Source organism: Cytobacillus sp. FSL R7-0696 (assembly GCF_038006865.1).
Taxonomy (GTDB): domain Bacteria; phylum Bacillota; class Bacilli; order Bacillales; family Cytobacillaceae; genus Cytobacillus; species Cytobacillus kochii.
On record NZ_JBBOWA010000001.1, the window covers coordinates 4,469,985 to 4,488,545 of the forward strand.

19 protein-coding genes are annotated in these 18,561 nt (G+C 37.2%); 1 reads left to right on the plus strand and 18 read right to left on the minus strand.

Going from position 1 to position 18,561, the window contains the following annotated elements; translation table 11 throughout:
- Nucleotides 1-2: 2 nt before the first annotated feature.
- The 16 genes from MKX29_RS22730 to MKX29_RS22805 all read right to left on the minus strand — a co-directional run bounded on the left by MKX29_RS22730 (nucleotide 3) and on the right by MKX29_RS22805 (nucleotide 17,010).
- On the minus strand, nucleotides 3-389 hold the full coding sequence (locus MKX29_RS22730) for a YlqD family protein (RefSeq protein ID WP_095369552.1): 387 nt from the start codon (nucleotides 387-389) through the stop codon (nucleotides 3-5).
- A gap of 114 nt (nucleotides 390-503) precedes the next feature.
- The gene (locus MKX29_RS22735) at nucleotides 504-731 is read right to left on the minus strand and encodes a KH domain-containing protein (protein ID WP_095373476.1); all 228 of its coding nucleotides are present in this window, start codon (nucleotides 729-731) and stop codon (nucleotides 504-506) included.
- 14 nt (nucleotides 732-745) lie between these two features.
- On the minus strand, nucleotides 746-1,018 hold the full coding sequence (gene rpsP / locus MKX29_RS22740; RefSeq protein WP_095369553.1) for a 30S ribosomal protein S16: 273 nt from the start codon (nucleotides 1,016-1,018) through the stop codon (nucleotides 746-748).
- A gap of 95 nt (nucleotides 1,019-1,113) precedes the next feature.
- Nucleotides 1,114-2,466: a signal recognition particle protein gene (gene ffh / locus MKX29_RS22745; RefSeq protein ID WP_341107944.1), complete on the minus strand. Its 1,353-nt coding sequence runs from the start codon at nucleotides 2,464-2,466 to the stop codon at nucleotides 1,114-1,116.
- Between the two features lie 12 nt (nucleotides 2,467-2,478).
- Nucleotides 2,479-2,808 (minus strand): putative DNA-binding protein, encoded by a 330-nt coding sequence (locus MKX29_RS22750; RefSeq protein ID WP_095369555.1) that lies wholly within the window; start codon nucleotides 2,806-2,808, stop codon nucleotides 2,479-2,481.
- Nucleotides 2,809-3,013: 205 nt separating this feature from the next.
- Nucleotides 3,014-4,000, minus strand: a complete 987-nt coding sequence (gene ftsY / locus MKX29_RS22755; protein ID WP_251161463.1) for a signal recognition particle-docking protein FtsY — start codon at nucleotides 3,998-4,000, stop codon at nucleotides 3,014-3,016.
- A gap of 88 nt (nucleotides 4,001-4,088) precedes the next feature.
- Entirely contained in the window at nucleotides 4,089-7,655 is a 3,567-nt protein-coding gene (gene smc / locus MKX29_RS22760; RefSeq protein WP_341107948.1) for a chromosome segregation protein SMC, read from the minus strand.
- A 47-nt stretch (nucleotides 7,656-7,702) separates the two neighbouring features.
- A complete protein-coding gene (gene rnc / locus MKX29_RS22765; RefSeq protein ID WP_224938581.1) occupies nucleotides 7,703-8,440 on the minus strand; it encodes a ribonuclease III in 738 nt (245 codons plus the stop codon).
- A 357-nt stretch (nucleotides 8,441-8,797) separates the two neighbouring features.
- On the minus strand, nucleotides 8,798-9,031 hold the full coding sequence (locus tag MKX29_RS22770; RefSeq protein ID WP_095369559.1) for an acyl carrier protein: 234 nt from the start codon (nucleotides 9,029-9,031) through the stop codon (nucleotides 8,798-8,800).
- 132 nt (nucleotides 9,032-9,163) lie between these two features.
- Nucleotides 9,164-9,907 carry a 3-oxoacyl-[acyl-carrier-protein] reductase gene (gene fabG / locus MKX29_RS22775; protein WP_341107951.1) on the minus strand — a complete coding sequence of 248 codons (744 nt, stop codon included), beginning with the start codon at nucleotides 9,905-9,907 and terminating at the stop codon, nucleotides 9,164-9,166.
- Entirely contained in the window at nucleotides 9,904-10,851 is a 948-nt protein-coding gene (gene fabD / locus MKX29_RS22780; protein WP_341107953.1) for an ACP S-malonyltransferase, read from the minus strand. Before fabD ends, fabG begins: the two co-directional genes overlap by 4 nt.
- Before the next feature lie 15 nt (nucleotides 10,852-10,866).
- Nucleotides 10,867-11,856 carry a phosphate acyltransferase PlsX gene (plsX, locus tag MKX29_RS22785; protein WP_224938578.1) on the minus strand — a complete coding sequence of 330 codons (990 nt, stop codon included), beginning with the start codon at nucleotides 11,854-11,856 and terminating at the stop codon, nucleotides 10,867-10,869.
- A gap of 32 nt (nucleotides 11,857-11,888) precedes the next feature.
- The gene (gene fapR / locus MKX29_RS22790; RefSeq protein ID WP_095369563.1) at nucleotides 11,889-12,446 is read right to left on the minus strand and encodes a transcription factor FapR; all 558 of its coding nucleotides are present in this window, start codon (nucleotides 12,444-12,446) and stop codon (nucleotides 11,889-11,891) included.
- 208 nt (nucleotides 12,447-12,654) lie between these two features.
- Nucleotides 12,655-14,694 carry an ATP-dependent DNA helicase RecG gene (gene recG, locus MKX29_RS22795; protein WP_341107956.1) on the minus strand — a complete coding sequence of 680 codons (2,040 nt, stop codon included), beginning with the start codon at nucleotides 14,692-14,694 and terminating at the stop codon, nucleotides 12,655-12,657.
- A 251-nt stretch (nucleotides 14,695-14,945) separates the two neighbouring features.
- Complete coding sequence (locus MKX29_RS22800; protein ID WP_341107958.1) at nucleotides 14,946-16,631, minus strand: DAK2 domain-containing protein; 1,686 nt, start codon at nucleotides 16,629-16,631, stop codon at nucleotides 14,946-14,948.
- A gap of 16 nt (nucleotides 16,632-16,647) precedes the next feature.
- Complete coding sequence (locus tag MKX29_RS22805) at nucleotides 16,648-17,010, minus strand: Asp23/Gls24 family envelope stress response protein (protein ID WP_095369566.1); 363 nt, start codon at nucleotides 17,008-17,010, stop codon at nucleotides 16,648-16,650.
- 406 nt (nucleotides 17,011-17,416) lie between these two features.
- On the opposite strand from MKX29_RS22805, the gene rpmB reads away from it, so the two are divergent.
- The gene (gene rpmB / locus MKX29_RS22810; RefSeq protein WP_095369567.1) at nucleotides 17,417-17,605 is read left to right on the plus strand and encodes a 50S ribosomal protein L28; all 189 of its coding nucleotides are present in this window, start codon (nucleotides 17,417-17,419) and stop codon (nucleotides 17,603-17,605) included.
- Nucleotides 17,606-17,674: 69 nt separating this feature from the next.
- On the opposite strand, the gene spoVM is transcribed toward rpmB, so the two are convergent.
- Together spoVM and MKX29_RS22820 are read right to left on the minus strand one after the other, a co-directional pair.
- The gene (gene spoVM / locus MKX29_RS22815; protein ID WP_095369568.1) at nucleotides 17,675-17,755 is read right to left on the minus strand and encodes a stage V sporulation protein SpoVM; all 81 of its coding nucleotides are present in this window, start codon (nucleotides 17,753-17,755) and stop codon (nucleotides 17,675-17,677) included.
- Between the two features lie 90 nt (nucleotides 17,756-17,845).
- Entirely contained in the window at nucleotides 17,846-18,499 is a 654-nt protein-coding gene (locus tag MKX29_RS22820) for a thiamine diphosphokinase (RefSeq protein ID WP_328199072.1), read from the minus strand.
- Nucleotides 18,500-18,561: the final 62 nt, after the last annotated feature.

Below are 18,561 nucleotides of genomic sequence, written 5' to 3' on the forward strand. Positions count from 1 at the left end.
CTCTAGCGGATATCGTCAACCAATCCATCTTTAATGATAATCGTTTTTCCTTTTTCGATCTCTTCCCAATTATCTCCCTTTTCGATGGTTATTAACGATTGAACTTCTTTTTCTTTTAATTCACTTCCAAGTGGAAGCATATGTAACTGCTCTATTTGAAAATCAAGTAATTTCATTTTTTCATTTCTTGATTCTATTTCTTTATCAAAAAAGGAGCGAAGATGGCCATTTTGGGCCTTTTGGTTCTTCTCCCACTTTCTCATTTCAAACTTAAATTGATCACATTCTTTTTGTAGTTGCTGTTTTTTCCATTCATAGTTATTTAATAATTCCTGTTTACTCGTTTCAGTTAAAACTTGTTTCACAGTAACCGTTTGAATAATTTGCAAGATCAACCAGCCTCCATTCAATAATAGAATGTGAAAATTTTGTTTAATGGTGAAAAAAGGAGGGTCTCCCCTCCTTTCTCATGTTTGTTTATTCAGCTATATCGATAGAATCGATTATTTAATTTCTAAGAAAATCTTTTTTTCTTGAGAAGTACCTGCTGCATAAACAACAGTTCTTATCGCTTTTGCAATGCGCCCTTGCTTACCAATTACCTTCCCCATGTCATTCTTGTTGACAGAAAGCAAATAGGTCACCGCTCGGTTTTCTTCACGAATACTCACTTGAATATCTTCAGGAAAATCAACCAGGGGCTTCACAATTGTCTCGATAAGGTCCTTGATCATAAGTTAATCACTTATTTTGCATGCTTTGCATTATGGAATTTTTCCATAATACCAGCATTTGAGAATAAGTTACGAACCGTATCAGAAGGTTTAGCACCATCTTGTAACCATTTAAGCGCTAGTTCTTCATTGATATCAACACTTGCTGGTTGAGCAACTGGGTTATAAGTTCCTACAGTTTCAATGAAACGTCCATCACGTGGTGAACGAGAATCAGCTACTACAATACGATAGAAAGGAGATTTTTTAGCTCCCATACGTTTTAAACGAATTTTTACTGCCATTTTTAAAGCACCTCCGAATAGTTTCACACAAGATAGTATATTATCAGATACTACCCTGGTTTGTAAAGGTTTTTTTCTTTACATAGTTTTTTTTATTAAAAAGGGTTAAAAGGAAGCTTTAAACCGCCCTTTTTCTTCCCTTTTTGTTGCATTCCTGACATCTGTTTCATCATTTTTTTCATTTCTTCAAACTGCTTCAGTAAGCGATTGACCTCAGGGACCGTTCGTCCACTACCTCTTGCAATTCGTTTTCTTCTACCTGCATTAATAATCTCAGGCTGATTTTTTTCTTCTTGTGTCATTGATTGAATAATGGCTTCAACATGGGCAATTTGTTTATCATCAATTTTTAAGTTATTCAGCCCTTTTACCTTGTTTGCACCAGGCATCATTTTTAATAATTCATCGAGCGGTCCCATGGTCTTCACTTGACCAAGTTGCTCTAGAAAATCATCAAGTGTGAACGAAGCCGTACGCATTTTCTTTTCTAGCTCTTTCGCTTTTTCCTCATCTACATTGGCTTGCGCCTTTTCAATAAGTGAAAGCACGTCACCCATACCTAAAATTCTTTGAGCCATTCTCTCTGGATGAAAAGCTTCAATTGCATCTAACTTCTCACCAAGTCCAATAAATTTAATCGGTGTTTCGGTGACTGAGCGAATAGATAGCGCTGCTCCACCACGGGTATCACCATCTAATTTAGTTAATACCACACCAGTGAGCCCGAGCTGTTCGTTAAAACTAGACGCTACATTAACAGCATCTTGTCCCGTCATTGCATCGACTACAAGGAAGATTTCGTCTGGATTTGTCAAGTCCTTCACATCTTTAAGCTCAGTCATCAGGGTTTCATCCACATGTAAACGACCAGCTGTATCGATTAGCACATAATCATGATGGTCTTCCTTCGCTTTAGCAATGGCTTGTTTGGCAATTTCAACAGGACTTACTTGATCTCCTAAGGAAAACACAGGCATATTAATTTGCTTGCCCAATGTCTCCAATTGCTTAATAGCCGCTGGTCGATAAATATCAGCTGCCACTAACATCGGATTACGGTTATATTTCTTCCTTAATAAGTTTGCAAGCTTTCCTGTTGTTGTCGTCTTACCTGCCCCTTGTAACCCAACCATCATAATAACAGTTGGTGGACGATTGCTAACAGCGATTTTACTTTGTTCGCCGCCCATAAGCTCTGTTAATTCTTCTTTAACAATTTTGATGACTTGTTGTCCTGGAGTCAGACTTTTCATTACATCTTGTCCGACAGCACGTTCGCTTACCTTTTTGACGAATTGTTTAACTACTTTAAAGTTAACATCAGCTTCAAGTAATGCTAAGCGAACTTCACGCATCATTTCCTTTACATCCGCTTCACTTACTTTTCCTTTTCCACGGATTTTTTGAATTGTATTCTGCAGTCGGTCGGCTAAACCTTCAAATGCCATGCACGCCGCCTCCTAATCTAATTTCTCAAGCTCTTCCAGCAAGGCTTCATATTGTTCTTTTAAGCTTTCTGGTTGAAAATTACTCTTTAATTTTGCAATAATTTTAGCGCGCTCTTGAAATTTATGAAACAATAATAACTTCTCTTCGTATTCCTCAAGCATCGCTTCTGTACGCTTTATGTTATCATAAACTGCCTGACGGCTCACGTGATACTCTTCTGCAATTTCACCTAAGGAGTAGTCATCAAGATAATAAAGGGACATATAGCTGCTTTGTTTTGGCGTTAACAACGATTGATAGAAATCATACAAATAATTCATTCTCGTTGTTTTTTCAAGCATCTCTAAACCCCCTTGTTAAGTGAAAAGCCTTTACAATGTAAAGTTTACCTATCACACACTGAATTGTCAAGCATAGACTGACTTTTATAGTGTATCAACTTATATATAAGCTATATTTGTCAGCCAAGCTTCTGTCATTTTAAAATAACCGATTACATTAAGTAAAGCTCATTGCATTCTTCAGCAATGAGCTTTGTTCTTATTCTTATTCTTCTGCTTCAACCATTTCAGCAAATAATCCATACACATATTGTTCTGCATTGAATGTTTGTAAATCATCCATTTTCTCACCTAAACCAACTAATTTCACTGGGATTTCCAACTCATTTCGAATGGCCAAGACGATGCCACCTTTAGCTGTTCCGTCTAATTTCGTTAAAACAATACCTGTTACATTTGTCGCTTCTTTAAACGTTTTCGCTTGAACCATTGCGTTTTGCCCAGTTGTCGCATCTAAAGCTAACAGAACTTCATGAGGTGCACCTGGTACTTCCCGTTCAATGACACGTTTTACTTTTTCAAGTTCTTTCATTAAATTCACTTTGTTTTGCAGCCGACCGGCTGTATCACAAATAAGAACATCTGCTTTTCTTGACTTTGCTGCCTGTACAGCATCAAACATCACTGCAGCAGGGTCAGAACCTGCCCCTTGTTTAATTACTTCAACCCCGACTCTTTCGCCCCATACTTCAAGCTGTTCAATCGCCCCAGCACGGAACGTATCTCCTGCGGCTAACATGACCTTTTTCCCTTCCCCTTTTAGCTTATGAGCAAGTTTTCCTATTGTCGTTGTTTTCCCCACACCATTGACGCCGACGAACAACATAACCGTTAGACCCTCGTCTTGTATATTTAAATCTGCAGAAGATTCGCCTGCTCTTTCATAAATATCAATTAATTTTTCAGAAATAACTGCATGGACCTCTTTCGGATCTTGAATATTTTTTCTTTTCACTTCCATCTTTAATTCTTCTACTAATGTCATGACAGTATCAAAACCAACATCTGCTTGGATAAGAATTTCTTCTAATTCTTCAAAGAAATCTTCATCCACTTTGCGATATCTTGCAACTAAATCATTAACTTTACCAGAGAAATTATCTCTTGTCTTTGATAACCCGTCTTTAAATTTCTCTGTAACAGTATCCGTTTGTGAAGTGATTTTTTCTTTCAACTTCTTAAAAAAACTCATTTTCATAACTCCAATCTGCTAATAATTACTTTTAATATGTATGAGGATAAGCCCCACTAACTAATTACTAATGGGACTTATCATTAGGTTAGCTCATCGCCATCTCTTTTGTTTCTTCAAGCCTTACAGATACCATTTTTGAAACGCCGGATTCTTGCATCGTAACACCATACAATACATCCGCTTCCTCCATTGTTCCTTTTCTGTGAGTAATCACAATGAACTGTGTTTCATGGCTATAATTTCTTAAATACTTCGCATAGCGGTGCACATTTGCTTCATCTAAGGCTGCCTCTACTTCATCTAATATACAAAATGGGACAGGGCGGACTTTTAATATAGAAAATAATAACGCAATCGCAGTTAAAGCTCTTTCTCCACCAGATAGTAGCCCTAAATTTTGCAGCTTTTTACCAGGTGGTTGCGCGACAATATCAATACCGGTATTTAATAAGTCCTCAGGATTTGTAAACTTAAGATCTGCACGTCCCCCACCAAATAATGATTGAAAAACAGATTCAAAGTGGAAACGGATTCCTTCAAATGTTTCTTGAAATCTCCTTTTCATTTCCACATCCATCTCATCTATGACTTGGAAAAGCGTGTCTTTGGCAGCTAGTAAATCGTTCTGTTGTTCTAATAAAAACTCGTAACGTTCTGAAACACGTTCATATTCATCAATGGCACCTAAATTAACCGTGCCAAGTTCATCTATTGCTAATTTGATTAACTTTACCTTTTTGCGTGCATCTTCTACATCAATACTTAGTGGGAATGCCTCTTTCGCTGCTTCATAAGAGAGCATATATTCTTCACGCAAATGCGTTAAACGGGTCTCTAACTCTACGTCTAATCGATTAATTTTCACTTCGAGATCTTTTAATCCTTCTACTCTTCCTTTATGAAGACGTTTTAACTCTTTTAACTCCACTTCGATATCTTCAAGTATTGTTTGCAATGAAAATCTTTCTTCTCTTCGTTTAGCGATTAGTTCAATTGTTTGATTCTTATCTTCACGCTTTCTCATTGCTTCTTCTTCGAGATGCTGTTCTCCTGAGGAATTATTGGTCATTTCTGATGATAATAAATGCAAGTCATCTATAACGAGTTGTAATTTCTCTTCTGTGTCTGCTTTTTCTGAGACGATTGAACGCAAACGATCTTGTGCAGATTTTAGTTGCTCACTTTTAGAAGCAAATTGCACCTTTAATTCGTTTATCTCTTCTTGTAAACTTTCTTTTGACGTTTGTTGTACATTCTTTAATTGCGTTAATTCTTTAATTTGGTTATCTAATGAGATAATTTCTTCAGCATAATTTCGTAGGATTTCTGTTAATTCGTTTTCTCGATTCACGAAGCGGTTTTTCTCTTCAACAAATTGTGCCTTATCCAGGTCATACAAAGAAAGACGATCATTTACTCTCTTCTCTTCATACTCCATATCTTTAAGGAGACCAAGACGGCTTTGCTCTTCTTCGCGTAATTGTTCTCCCTTTTGCTTAAGCGTTTCTAATATATGCTCAGCATCTTGGAACTGGTGCTTCATTTTCTTCACACGTGCCTCAAGTTCTTTTGTTTGCTGATCCATATGTGTGATCTTATCTTTCAAATCATCCAGCTCATTTTTTCTACTTAATATCGATGATTTATTTTGTTTAACCGCTCCGCCTGTCATTGAGCCACCAGGATTAACGATATCACCATCGAGTGTGACTATTCGCACGCGATACCCTAATAGCTTTGCTAGCGTATTAGCTCCTTTTAAATCACTGGCTATTATTACGTTGCCTAGTAAGCTTTCAATAGCAGGAGCATATTTAGCATCATATTGTAGTAAGGAAGCAGCCGACCCTATGTACGCTTCGTGTTCTTTCACAATTTTTAATTGCGCTTCATTTAATGTTTTCTTTTTTAACACATCAAGTGGCAAGAAAGTCGCTCTACCATAGGATTGGCTCTTTAAATATTGAATGGCCTTTCGCCCATCAGATTCCGTCTGCACAACAATATGCTGCATTGCCGCGCCTAACGCAACTTCCATTGCAGTTTGATATTCTTTAGGAACCTCAATTAACTCCGCCACTGCTCCTTCAATACCACTAAGGCGATTGTTTCTTTCTTTCAGTACTTCCTTCACACCTTGGAAAAAACCGGAATAATCTTCTTTCAACTCTTCCAACATTTCTTTTCTAGACTGTGCTTGTTGTAGAAATTGGATGGCTTGATAGTATTTCTTTTCATCCTTTTCATAGGTTTGTTGCAACATTTCATATTCTTTTTGCTTTTGTCTATATTGGTGTATATGGTTGTCTAATTGTTCTTTAACTGCCTCATGATCATGCCATAACGCCGCTTTACGCTCGAGCAATACTTCTCTTTCCTCAATATATCGACTATTATCCCCAATCAACTTTTCTTCACGCGTTGCTTGTTGCGTAAGTTGTTTTTGCAACATCTGCTGTTCATTCTTTGCTGCTGCTTCAGTATTTAAAAGGTCAATATACTCACTTTTTAAGTTCTCAATTTGTTCATCAATATCAACGCTATATAACTTCAACTGTTCTAACTTCTCGGAAAGTTGTTTTTCATAAGTAGAGGCCTCAGACTTTAAAGCAAGCGTTTTTTGATCTTGTTCTTGTCTTAACTTTTTAAGTTCCTCTACACGTATGGTCAATAATTCTTTGTTTTTTTGTAACTGTTCTTTGTTTTGTGAAGCATTTTTCTTTCTTTCCTTGAGCACTTCTTTACGACCTTCAAGTTTTTCTAATGCTTCACTCGCATGTAGGAGTACTTCTTGTAATTCATTAACTGATTCATCCAATGCGACTGTGCGGTCTCGTACTTCAGCAATTTTCGCTTCTTTCGTTTGTACCTCTGCTGAAAGGGCTATTTCTTGCTGTTGCTGTTGATCAAAATCATTCGAGTGCTGTTCCCATTTTTTATGCAAATCCTCTATTTCATAAACTGTTAAACCGACTTCAAACTGTTCAAGCTCCTCTTTTTGCTGTAAATAATCTTTGGCAATAGAAGCTTGCATCTTCAACGGTTCAACTTGGGTTTCTAATTCGTGAAGAATATCATTTACCCTGTTTAGATTATCTTTTGTTTCACTTAGTTTGACTTCCGCCTTCTTTTTACGTGTTTTATATTTTAAAACACCTGCAGCCTCTTCAAAAATCGTTCTTCTTTCTTCCGGCTTACTATTAAGAATTTCCTCTACTCTTCCTTGGCTTATAATCGAAAATGCTTCTCTCCCTAGCCCCGAATCCATAAATAAATCAACAATATCCTTTAATCTACAAGGTTGTTTATTAATTAAATATTCACTATCTCCCGAACGAAAAACCCTTCTTGTTACACTAACTTCACTGTAGTCAAGTGGTAAAAATTGATCATGATTATCTAGCGTTAATGTAACTTCTGCATAGTTTAATGGTTTGCGTGAATCACTACCTGCAAAAATAACATCACCCATTTTCACGCCACGTAACGATTTAGCTGATTGTTCACCTAATACCCAACGGATGGCATCCGTAATATTACTTTTACCACTTCCATTAGGGCCAACAACTGCAGTTACACCAGTAACGAAATCAACTGTTACTCGTTCAGCAAAAGATTTAAAACCGACGATATCGAGTTGCTTTAAAAACAAAATCCTGCTCCTCCCTTACTAAATCTTTTTTTCACCTTTATAAAGATTTAGTTCACATGGTTTTTAAGTACTTCTAATGCCATTTGCGCTGCATGTTGTTCTGCTTGTTTTTTTGAACGACCTGTACCCGTTCCAAGTTCTTCACCGTTTAGATAAACAGTCGACTCAAACTCACGATTATGAGCCGGTCCCTTTTCCTGTAGAATCTTATATTCAATCATTCCCGCTGAATCTCTCTGCACTAATTCTTGTAATTGGCTTTTAAAATCCATTACATGAGAAAATGCGCCAGAGTCTATCTTAGGGAAAACATATTTTTCTAAGAAACAAACAACAACATCAATCCCTTGGTCTAAATATAGTGCTCCTATAAAGGCTTCAAATACATCAGCTAATAGTGCCGGACGCATTCTCCCCCCAGTCATTTCTTCTCCTTTTCCTAGTAAAACGTATTTGCCAAAATCTCTTTCATTAGCAAATTCAACTAAGGAAGGTTCACACACGACCGCTGCTCTTAATTTTGTTAATTCACCTTCACTCATCATCGGATATTTAATATAGAGAAATTTGGAAACTGTTAATTCCAATACCGCATCTCCTAAAAATTCGAGTCTTTCATTATCTTCATGAGGCTTTCTTCGATGCTCATTCACATATGAAGAATGAGTAAAAGCTTGTCTTAATAATTTTTCGTTTTTAAATTCAATAGATAATACCTGCTGTAATTCTTTAAACTTCTTTTCATCCGCACGTTTTCTTTTCTCTTTTTCTTTGTAATTACGCATTTTAACAGCCACCTTGTACCTTAAATGAAATTTATCCTAAATGGTGATAACCACACATATTGACTACGTTATTAGCCGTGGTTTATTACTGATGACAAATCTTATCTTTTTATATACATCATTCTCTCTTAGTTTAAGCAATTTTACATAAAAACACAAAGAAACTTGGCAGAAAGAATTCTTAACCAAGTTTAAAGCGCTAATGAGGATAAATCTGGATGTACTTACTGTCCGTCACTACCTGATTAACTCAAGTCACGGCGGACAATAAGCACAAAAGTGACATCTGGCTCATTAACTGCTATTTATATAGAAAGATTGAGTGAGGGATACCCCTCACTCATACTTATCTAACGATTAGTTTTTTGCTTTTATGTAATTTACAGCGTCACCCACTGTTACAATTTTTTCAGCATCATCGTCAGAGATTTCCATATCAAACTCATCTTCTAATTCCATTACTAGTTCAACTACATCTAGGGAATCAGCACCAAGATCATCTTTGAAAGACGCTTCTTCTTTTACTTCTGCTTCATCAACACCAAGACGATCAACAACGATTTTTGTTACGCGTTCTAATACTTCTGCCATGCTTGTTCACCTCCCCTCAAGATATTATAGATGAAAGTTAATAAATACGAAAGATGTTTTTAGTAAATGCAACAATCACGTAATCTTAAATCTTTCATTTATATGTAAACCCTTTAAAAAAGGACTTACTGTTTACATATACATACCACCATCAACATGCAAAGTTTGACCAGTCATATACTTACTGTCCTCTGAAGCAAGGAAGTTAACTACTTTTGCAATATCTTTTGGCTCTCCGAATGTTGCCAGTGGAATATTAGCAAGCATTTGCTCTTTAATTTCTGCATTTAATTCATCGGTCATTTCTGTCGTAATAAACCCAGGTGCAATCGCATTAACCGTAATGCCTCTCGATGCTAATTCTTTGGCTGTTGTTTTAGTTAAGCCGATGACACCAGATTTAGCAGCAACGTAATTTGCTTGGCCTGGATTTCCTGTTGTTCCAACAATAGAGGAAATATTAATAATGCGTCCGCTCCGCTGTTTCATCATTTGTCTAGTTACTGCCTTCGTGCACAGAAATACTCCTTTAAGATTGGTATTGATGACAGCGTCCCATTCATCTTCCTTCATTCTCATCAATAGGTTATCCTTTGTAATGCCTGCATTATTCACTAGAATATCAATACGGCCAAAATGTTCGATGACCGATTTAATCATATTTGTAACTGATTCACTATTAGAAACATCACATTGAATTGCAAATGCTTCTGACCCTAATGATTTAATTTCATCAACTACTTCATTGGCTCTCGCCTCACTACCTGCATAATTGACAGCTACTTTGGCCCCTTCTCTGGCAAGCTCTAAAGCTATTTCCCTACCAATCCCTCTAGAAGCACCGGTTACAATTGCAATTTTATTTGATAACTTCATTTTGCAGCCTCCTTTATGGCTTCGATAGTTGACTCAATGGACTTACTATCAGAGATAGCAAAAAGTTGAACATTACGGTCTACCTTTTTGATAAGGCCTGATAAAACCTTTCCAGGTCCAATTTCAATAAAAGTATCTACACCTAAAGCAAGTAACTTCCTTACAGTATCCTCCCAAAGAACAGGTGAATATAATTGTTGCAATAGCTTTTCTTTAATTTCTCCAGACGCGGTGATTGGCGTTGCTGAAACATTCGCAATCACTGGCACACTTGCATCCTGTAATTTGATTTCATCTAATACGCTTAATAGACGATCAGCTGCTGGTCTCATTAGTTGCGAATGGAATGGACCACTTACTTCTAATGGTAATACTCTTTTCGCACCTGCCGTTTTCGCTTCTACGCCAGCTAGTTCTACACCTTGTTTTGTACCGGAAATGACAATTTGTCCAGGTGAATTCAAATTGGCTAATTGTACAGAATGACCTGATTCAGTAACCTTATCGGTAATAGCTTGCAGTGCTTCTCTTTCCATACCAAGAACTGCAGCCATTGTCCCTTCGCCATTAGGAACAGCCTCTTCCATAAATTCACCACGTTTATGAACAGCATAAGCACCATCAGTAAAAGAAATAGCTCCTGCTGCAACAAGTGCTGAATATTCTCCTAAACTATGACCAGCAACATAATCTGCTGTGATGCCAGATTGTTTGAATGCTTCCAAAACCGCCATACTTGTTGTTAACAATGCCGGTTGAGCATTCATCGTTTGCGTCAACTGTTCTTGTGGGCCTTCGAAAATAAGTTGTGAAAGAGAGTATCCTAACCGTTCATCAGCTTGTTTAAATAATTTTAAAACGTTCTCATTCTCATCAGCTAGTGATTTCCCCATTCCAACAGTTTGTGAACCTTGTCCTGGAAAAACAAATGCAATTTTTCCCATATTATCTGCCTCCCATTATGATTGAATTTCAAGCGCCGCTTTAACTTTTTCAGCTACTTCATGCTCTACCATAATTCTTGTCTGCTTTACAGCACTGTACAAAGCATTGCGATCAGACGATCCATGTGCTTTAATAACTGGTGCCTTTAGTCCAAATAATGCTGCTCCACCATATTCAGAGTAGTCCATTTTCCCTTTCAACTCTTTCAGATCAGGCTTTAATACTGCTGCAGCTAGTTTTGATTTCAGATTACTTGTCATTGCCGTTTTCAACATCTTAAACAGACTCATCGCTGTCCCTTCAATGGTCTTTAATACCATATTGCCAGTAAAACCATCGGTCACTACCACATCTGCTACACCATTTAGTAAATCACGCGCTTCAACATTTCCAATAAAGTTGATATCAGCTTGTTGCAAATTAGTAAAAGTACCCTTTGTTAGTTCGCTACCTTTTTTCTCTTCTGTACCAATATTCAACAAACCAACTCTAGGGTTCTTAACTCCTCTTACCTTCTCTGCATAAATCGCCCCCATCAAGGCATACTGCGTTAAATGCTCAGGTTTAGCATCGACATTTGCTCCTACATCTAAAAGTAAGAAACCTTCTCCTCCTATGGTTGGCAAGGTAGGGGCGAGCGCTGGTCTTTCAATCCCTTCAATTCTTCCAACTACAAATAATCCAGCAGCCATTAAGGCTCCAGTATTACCTGCAGATATACAAGCATCAGCCTTACCATCTGCAACAAGTTGGGCAGCTAACACCATTGATGCTTGTTTTTTTCTTCTTACAGCGCGAACAGGTTCATCAGTGCCCAAAATCATTTCGTTCGTATGAAGCACTTGAATTCTGTCATCATTTGATGTCAAATATTTTCTAATCTCATCTTCATTACCTACTAAAGTAATTTCAATATCATTGAAGTCTAACGCAGCCTTCATAGCACCATGAACAATTTCCTCTGGTGCATTGTCACCACCCATTGCATCTATGGCAATTTTCACATCTATTCATCCTTTAGTTTCATTTAATATTTTTATTGATGCGAGCGATACATATCAAACTCACCTTTAAAAACACATTCATTATGTACGGTACTTATAACCTCTATCTTTGTCCGATCGTTATCGATACTTATCACTTTCGCTTTACATACTACTCGTTCCCCTTGCTTTACCGAGCGAGTAAAGTGAATATTTGCTTTCGCTGTTAAGGCAAGGTCATCATTAATAACCGCGACCGCTAAAGAGTTTGCTTGAGCAAATAAGTGATGTCCACGCGCAATTTGATTTCGTTTAAAAACGTGCTCCTCTTTGACATCGAATATAGAAATGGCGACATTATCTAACTCAATATCAATGATTTCCCCTATTACTTCCTCAATAGGCAGCGCGACAACCTCGTCCTCAAAATTTTTTTCAGCGACTGTTTTTATTCTTTCTCTCAATTCAGGTATTGAGAGCTCTAACCGATCAAGCCTAATCGTCTGCACACTGACAGAAAACTTATCGGCTAAATCTTCATCCGTGATGAATGGGTTCTCTTTTATCGTTTCTACTAACAATGATTGTCGTTGCTTTTTATTTCTTTTCATTTTTTATACACCGTCCAAGAAAATTAAGACTAGGTACTAATAGTAGTATATAATTATAGCTATTATATTGCAAGAAGTAATTATTGCTACTATTGACCTTTTAAAGTCTTAAGCATACTAGCGAGCATCTAGGCAATGTTTACCTCAAACTATTTATTCAAATAGCTAGCTGCATCTAGTCCGCATATCTCCTTTCATTCCCTTTTTATTAATCTAACTTCTCACCTTCAAGCACACCATTATCCCTTAAGTAATCCCTCAACATTTGATATTTTTTTTCATACCAAAAGCTATCTGTCTGAATTAATTGAGTAGCATCATTTCTTGCCACTTCAAGTGCACGGTAATCATGCACCATGTCAGCTACCTTGAATTCAGGAAGCCCACTTTGCTTACGACCAAAAAAATCACCTGGACCACGTAGCTCTAAATCCTTCTCACTTAAAACAAACCCATCATTCGTTTCTGTCATAATTCGCATTCTTTCTTTGCCAACTTCTGACTTAGGATCAGCTAGTAATATACAATAGGACTGTTTATCTCCTCTACCAACTCTTCCTCTTAATTGATGAAGTGTAGCTAACCCAAAACGATCAGCATCGTAGATGAGCATCATTGTGGCATTCGGTACATTGACACCTACCTCAACCACAGTTGTAGATACTAGTACTTGCGTCTGATTGTCACTAAACTTCTTCATCACATCTTCTTTCTCATCAGGATGTAGGCGCCCGTGCATTAAACCAACTTTATATCTATCCTGAAAATATTGCATAAGAATAGTGTGGACATCAATTGCATTTTGGACATCAAGTTTCTCTGATTCTTCAATGAGTGGGCAAATCACATAAGCTTGCTGTCCTCCACGCAATTCTTTCTCCATAAAGCCTAATACCCTTTCTAACATATCTAGTTTTGCCCAATACGTTTCTATTACTTTCCTACCTGCAGGCATTTCATCAATTATGGATACATCCATTTCACCAAATGCAGTTATGGCCAAAGTTCTCGGTATTGGCGTCGCGGTCATAAATAACACGTTAGGGTTTTCACCCTTTTGCCTTAATACACGACGCTGTTCAACACCAAAGCGATGTTGTTCATCTGTAATAACAAGTCCTAATTTTTTAAAAACAACTTCCGTTTGAATAAGCGCATGTGTACCAATAACAATATCAATGTTACCTGCCTCTAATTCTGCAAGTAGTTCTCTTCTCTTTTTCCCCTTCACTGAACTTGTTAATCTTTCAATCCGTATTGGATCATTCGCAAACATCATAGCCAGTGATTCTGCATGTTGTTCAGCTAAAATCTCTGTTGGTACCATTAATGCACCTTGATAACCCGCACTATTAGCAGCGAATAGCATAATAGCAGCAACTGCTGTTTTACCTGATCCAACATCACCTTGAAGCAATCGATTCATACGATAGTTAGATTTCATATCATAGAGAATTTCATTAACAACTCTTTTTTGTGCACCCGTCAGTTCAAATGGAAGTGTATCTATAAATGACTTTAAGCGTTGCAAATCATAATCAATGTTCACACCTGCACTACTTTCTCTTTCTATTTTTCGTAATGCTTGGATTTTCAATTGGAAATAAAAGAACTCTTCATATACTAACCTTCTTCTTGCTTGCTTTAGCATTTCGGGGGTATCAGGATAATGTAATGTACGGATCGCTTTTTCACGCGCCATCAATCGATAAGCCTCAATATATTCAGAAGGGAGTGTTTCTACTATATCGTGTCCGAATTGATCAAGTGCGTGCTTAATATAGCGACGTAAAGACTTCACTGTGACTTTGCCTTTAACAGCATAAACAGGTTCAAATGCATTCGTTTGCGTAACCTCACCTTTGCTGAGTTTACCTAGTGTAATCGTTTGGCGATGTTGGTCCCACTTTCCCGTAATAGTAACTGTATCATTTAATTCTATTTGCTTTTTTAAATATGGTTGATTAAACGCAATGACTTGTATGAGGTAGCGATCGACTAATACTCTAAATGTTAAGCGCGAACGTTTACGGCCATAAAAGCTAAGTGCGGGCTGTGAATGGACTTTCCCCTCAACTGTAATTCTTTCTTCATGTTTGATTTCACTTAAATCTTTTAGACGATAGTCTTCATAACGAAAAGGCAAGTATTCAATCAAGTCGCCTACAGTGGTAATTCCCATATCTTTCAGATTATCTGCAGCAGATTGACCCAACCCTTTTATATGATCTACTTTGTCACTTAACATACTTGACCCTCCTTTTCAAAACAGCCCTTCTTTACGGGAAATAAAGAAAACTCGCCCTTTTGGCGAGCACGAAGGCGAAGACAGAGGCATAGTTTCATAAACTAAATGATTAAATAACTAACCTCTAATTACCCTCCTACCATCGATATCAAATTCCAATTGCAGTAAGCAGGAGAAGGCAGTGAGTCATTTGATGAAAAAAGACCACGGGAGCAGTGTATAAGAAGCTACCCATGGCCATTCTCTTCTATTTATTCTACCGAGAAGATAAATGCATATAATGGTTGTTTGCCGTCGTGCACTTCTACTTCGACATCATCATACTTCTCTTCTATATAGTTAAGAATTACTTCTACATCTTCTTTCGAGGCATCTTCACCTTGAATAATTGTGACAATTTCCGAATCTTCATCTATCATCTGGTCAATTAAACTTTTAGCAGATTGAAGTTTATCCTTATCTTTAACGATAATTTTGCCTTCTTCAATCCCCATAAAGTCGCCTTTTTCGATTTCAAGACCATCGATACTCGTATCGCGGACTGCGAAAGTGATCTGACCTGTTTTCACATGCGATAACGCTTCAGACATATAATCCTTATTCTCTGATAGCTCCGCGGATGGATTAAAGGCAAGGAGCGCACTCATTCCTTGAGGAACAGTTTTGGAAGGAATAACGATGGCATCGGTTTCTGATACTTCACACGCCTGTTCAGCAGCCATAATAATATTTTTATTATTTGGTAAGATAATTACTTTCTCTGCGTTCACTTCTTCAATCGCCTTTACAATATCCTCTGTGCTTGGATTCATTGTTTGGCCGCCTTCAATTACTACATGCGCCCCAATACTACGGAAAACCTCAGCAATTCCGCTTCCCATTGAAACAGTGATTACTCCGTATTCACGTTTTTCTTGGGGAACTTTAGTATCATTTTGTGATGCGGAAGCCTTTTCATCTTCGTCAAGAATGTTTGTGTGTTGCAAACGCATATTCTCGATCTTCATATTAATAAGATTTCCGTACTTTTGTCCATAGGATAAGCAATCACCTGGTTGTTCAGAATGAATATGAACCTTCACGAGGTTTTCATCAGCAATCACAAGTAGGGAATCACCATATTGACTTAAGTCTTGACGGAATTTTTCTTCAGAGAATGGATTCGTAGCTAACTTCTCAGATTCAAATCTAACCATAAATTCTGTACAGTATCCGAATACAATATCTTCTGTATTCATATGGCTCTGTACACTTTTATGATGTTCTGCACTTACAAGCTCCTCCATTTTCGGAAGAGATGCACTGGAGTCAGGTAATGCTTCTCCTTTTAATTCTGCTAGAAAGCCTTCATATACAAAAAGTAAACCTTGTCCACCACTATCAACTACTCCTACTTCTTTTAACACTGGTAGTAGCTCTGGTGTACGCTCAAGAGAAGCCTTAGCTTCATTAACGATTGCTTGCATAATTTGAACAATATCATCTTCTGTTTTCGCTACTTGTACTGCCTTGTTTCCAGCATCTTTCGCAACAGTTAATATTGTTCCTTCAACAGGTTTCATCACCGCTTTATAAGCCGTTTCTACACCCGCTTCAAATGCAGATGCAAATTCAAGTCCATTTACACTTTCTTTCTGCTCAATATGCTTTGCGAACCCACGAAAAAGCTGAGAGAGAATTACACCAGAGTTACCACGAGCGCCCATTAATAGACCCTTTGAAAGAGCAACCCCAACTTTACCAATATGATTGGTTGTTATATTTTTAACTTCCTTTGCACCAGAAGTCATTGACAAGTTCATATTTGTCCCAGTATCACCATCTGGAACAGGGAAAACATTCAATGCATCTACATAATTCGCATTTGTAGATAAATGATTAGCTCCTTGGACAATCATTTTCGCAAATTGTTTTCCTTCTAAAACTTTAATTGACACGAAATTTTCCTCCTCATTACGGGTTCGTTACACGAACACCTTGAACAAAAATATTAACAGACTCAGTACTTAGACCGACTGTTTGATCTAAAGTGTATTTAACTTTGGATTGCACATTATGAGCAACTTCAGAAATTTTCGTTCCGTAGCTAACAATAATATACATGTCGATATGTACTTCATCTTCTTCCTGACGCACGATGACACCTTTAGTAAAGTTTTCTTTACGCAGGATTTCAGATAAGCCGTCTTTTATTTGATGTTTAGAGGCCATGCCAACAATACCATAGCAGTCGACTGCTGCTCCTCCTGCAATTGTCGCAATTACGTCATTTGAGATATCAATTTGCCCGTAGTTATTCTTTAGTTCGATGGACATTTTATTGTTCCCCCTTCTGGTAAATTACTGCTTCTTCTAAGCTAGTCTTCGTTTTCATTGTGAATATCTAATGAATGACAATCATTGTATGATGAAGCCATGGAACGAATAGACGCATGTACTACACTTTTCATAAAGAATATTTTACTATACATGTAAGCATTTTAAAAGTCATACTTACCTCTTTCATATTATAACGTATTTCCACAGCATATATGTCAAGGTTTTTTTCTTGATAGAATAGAGGCAAACTATTGCATTGTAGGTGTTTGTATGATAAATTATTAAAGTATCTTTTTAGTATGAAATTGGTGCGAGCTACTTTCATATTAAGTTAGATGTAACTGACAATTGTGATCGAAACATGAAAATAATGATGTCATGTTTTAGTAAGGGGGGAATATAGATGCCACGCCAATGTGTAATTACTGGAAAGAAAACAAAAACAGGTAATGCTCGTTCTCATGCGATGAATGCTAACAAACGTACTTGGGGTGCTAACCTACAAAAAGTACGCATTCTTGTAGACGGTAAACCTAAACGTGTATGGGTTTCTGCAAGAGCTTTGAAATCAGGTAAAGTTGAACGCGTATAATGAATGAGAGGGTACCAGTATTGGTACCCTCTTTTTTTATACAATATTCGCACTAAAGACGTTAGAGTATTACTCCTTTTTAAATGTCCCTAGCATCGCCCTCACAATGCCTCCCAAAAATTTAGGCAGCTTGATTGTATAAAATCTCATTTAAGTCCCTCCTCAAAGTCTCACACCTTAAGTAATAAACGTACGCACTACTTCTTTTTATTCATATTAGAACAAAGGAATCAATATTAGTTATTTTTCATCCTTACTTCTTATCACCATTAATATGCCTTTATCAAAAGAAAAAGTACCATTATCATCAATAAGTTCATTACTAATACAAAGAGTTGACCCTAAAGGTACGAAGTGATTAGTTAATGGGTACTTGAATCCCGTTAATGTCAAGTTCCTCACGTTTTCTGTTACCGGAATAAAAGATATATATGGGTAAGATGATTCCTTAGCAATTTGATAATGGCCGCTCTTTTTAACCATAATTTGATTTTGTTTATCAACTAAACGAATAGGTACTAGAATGTCATTTAGAAGTGGTTGAATTAACAGTTGAGTATTAGCAAAAAAATGATCTAATCTCCCACCTGTGGCTCCAAATACCGTAATTTCTTCTGGCTTTTGTTCGATCGCCCATAAAAGTGCTAGTTCCATATCCGTTTCATCCTTTTCAGGTTTTACCCTTTGAAGATGAGGAACATGCTGCTTAATCATACTGTACTGACTTTCATCAACTGAATCAAAATCTCCAAATGCATAATCAATTGCGATTCCCTTTTTTATTAATGTATAAGCGCCACGATCAACACCTATCCATAATACTTCATCAAAACAATAGTCATTGAGATTGGGTAGATACTGTTGTGGTCCCCCTGCTAATATATTGATTTTCATCTCTACGCCCTCCACTTTTCCTATCCTTTTAGGTTATGAACTATTTATTCTTTTAAATTGCT

Bases quoted from the DNA above. Each gene is read 5' to 3' on its own strand.
- rpsP (WP_095369553.1), bottom strand. From the start codon at position 1,018: ATGGCAGTAAAAATTCGTTTAAAACGTATGGGAGCTAAAAAATCTCCT.
- ffh (WP_341107944.1), bottom strand. From the start codon at position 2,466: ATGGCATTTGAAGGTTTAGCCGACCGACTGCAGAATACAATTCAAAAA.
- MKX29_RS22750 (WP_095369555.1), bottom strand. From the start codon at position 2,808: ATGCTTGAAAAAACAACGAGAATGAATTATTTGTATGATTTCTATCAA.
- ftsY (WP_251161463.1), bottom strand. From the start codon at position 4,000: ATGAGTTTTTTTAAGAAGTTGAAAGAAAAAATCACTTCACAAACGGAT.
- rnc (WP_224938581.1), bottom strand. From the start codon at position 8,440: ATGCGTAATTACAAAGAAAAAGAGAAAAGAAAACGTGCGGATGAAAAG.
- MKX29_RS22770 (WP_095369559.1), bottom strand. From the start codon at position 9,031: ATGGCAGAAGTATTAGAACGCGTAACAAAAATCGTTGTTGATCGTCTT.
- fabG (WP_341107951.1), bottom strand. From the start codon at position 9,907: ATGAAGTTATCAAATAAAATTGCAATTGTAACCGGTGCTTCTAGAGGG.
- fabD (WP_341107953.1), bottom strand. From the start codon at position 10,851: ATGGGAAAAATTGCATTTGTTTTTCCAGGACAAGGTTCACAAACTGTT.
- fapR (WP_095369563.1), bottom strand. From the start codon at position 12,446: ATGAAAAGAAATAAAAAGCAACGACAATCATTGTTAGTAGAAACGATA.
- recG (WP_341107956.1), bottom strand. From the start codon at position 14,694: ATGTTAAGTGACAAAGTAGATCATATAAAAGGGTTGGGTCAATCTGCT.
- MKX29_RS22805 (WP_095369566.1), bottom strand. From the start codon at position 17,010: ATGTCCATCGAACTAAAGAATAACTACGGGCAAATTGATATCTCAAAT.
- rpmB (WP_095369567.1), top strand. From the start codon at position 17,417: ATGCCACGCCAATGTGTAATTACTGGAAAGAAAACAAAAACAGGTAAT.
- spoVM (WP_095369568.1), bottom strand. From the start codon at position 17,755: ATGAGATTTTATACAATCAAGCTGCCTAAATTTTTGGGAGGCATTGTG.
- MKX29_RS22820 (WP_328199072.1), bottom strand. From the start codon at position 18,499: ATGAAAATCAATATATTAGCAGGGGGACCACAACAGTATCTACCCAAT.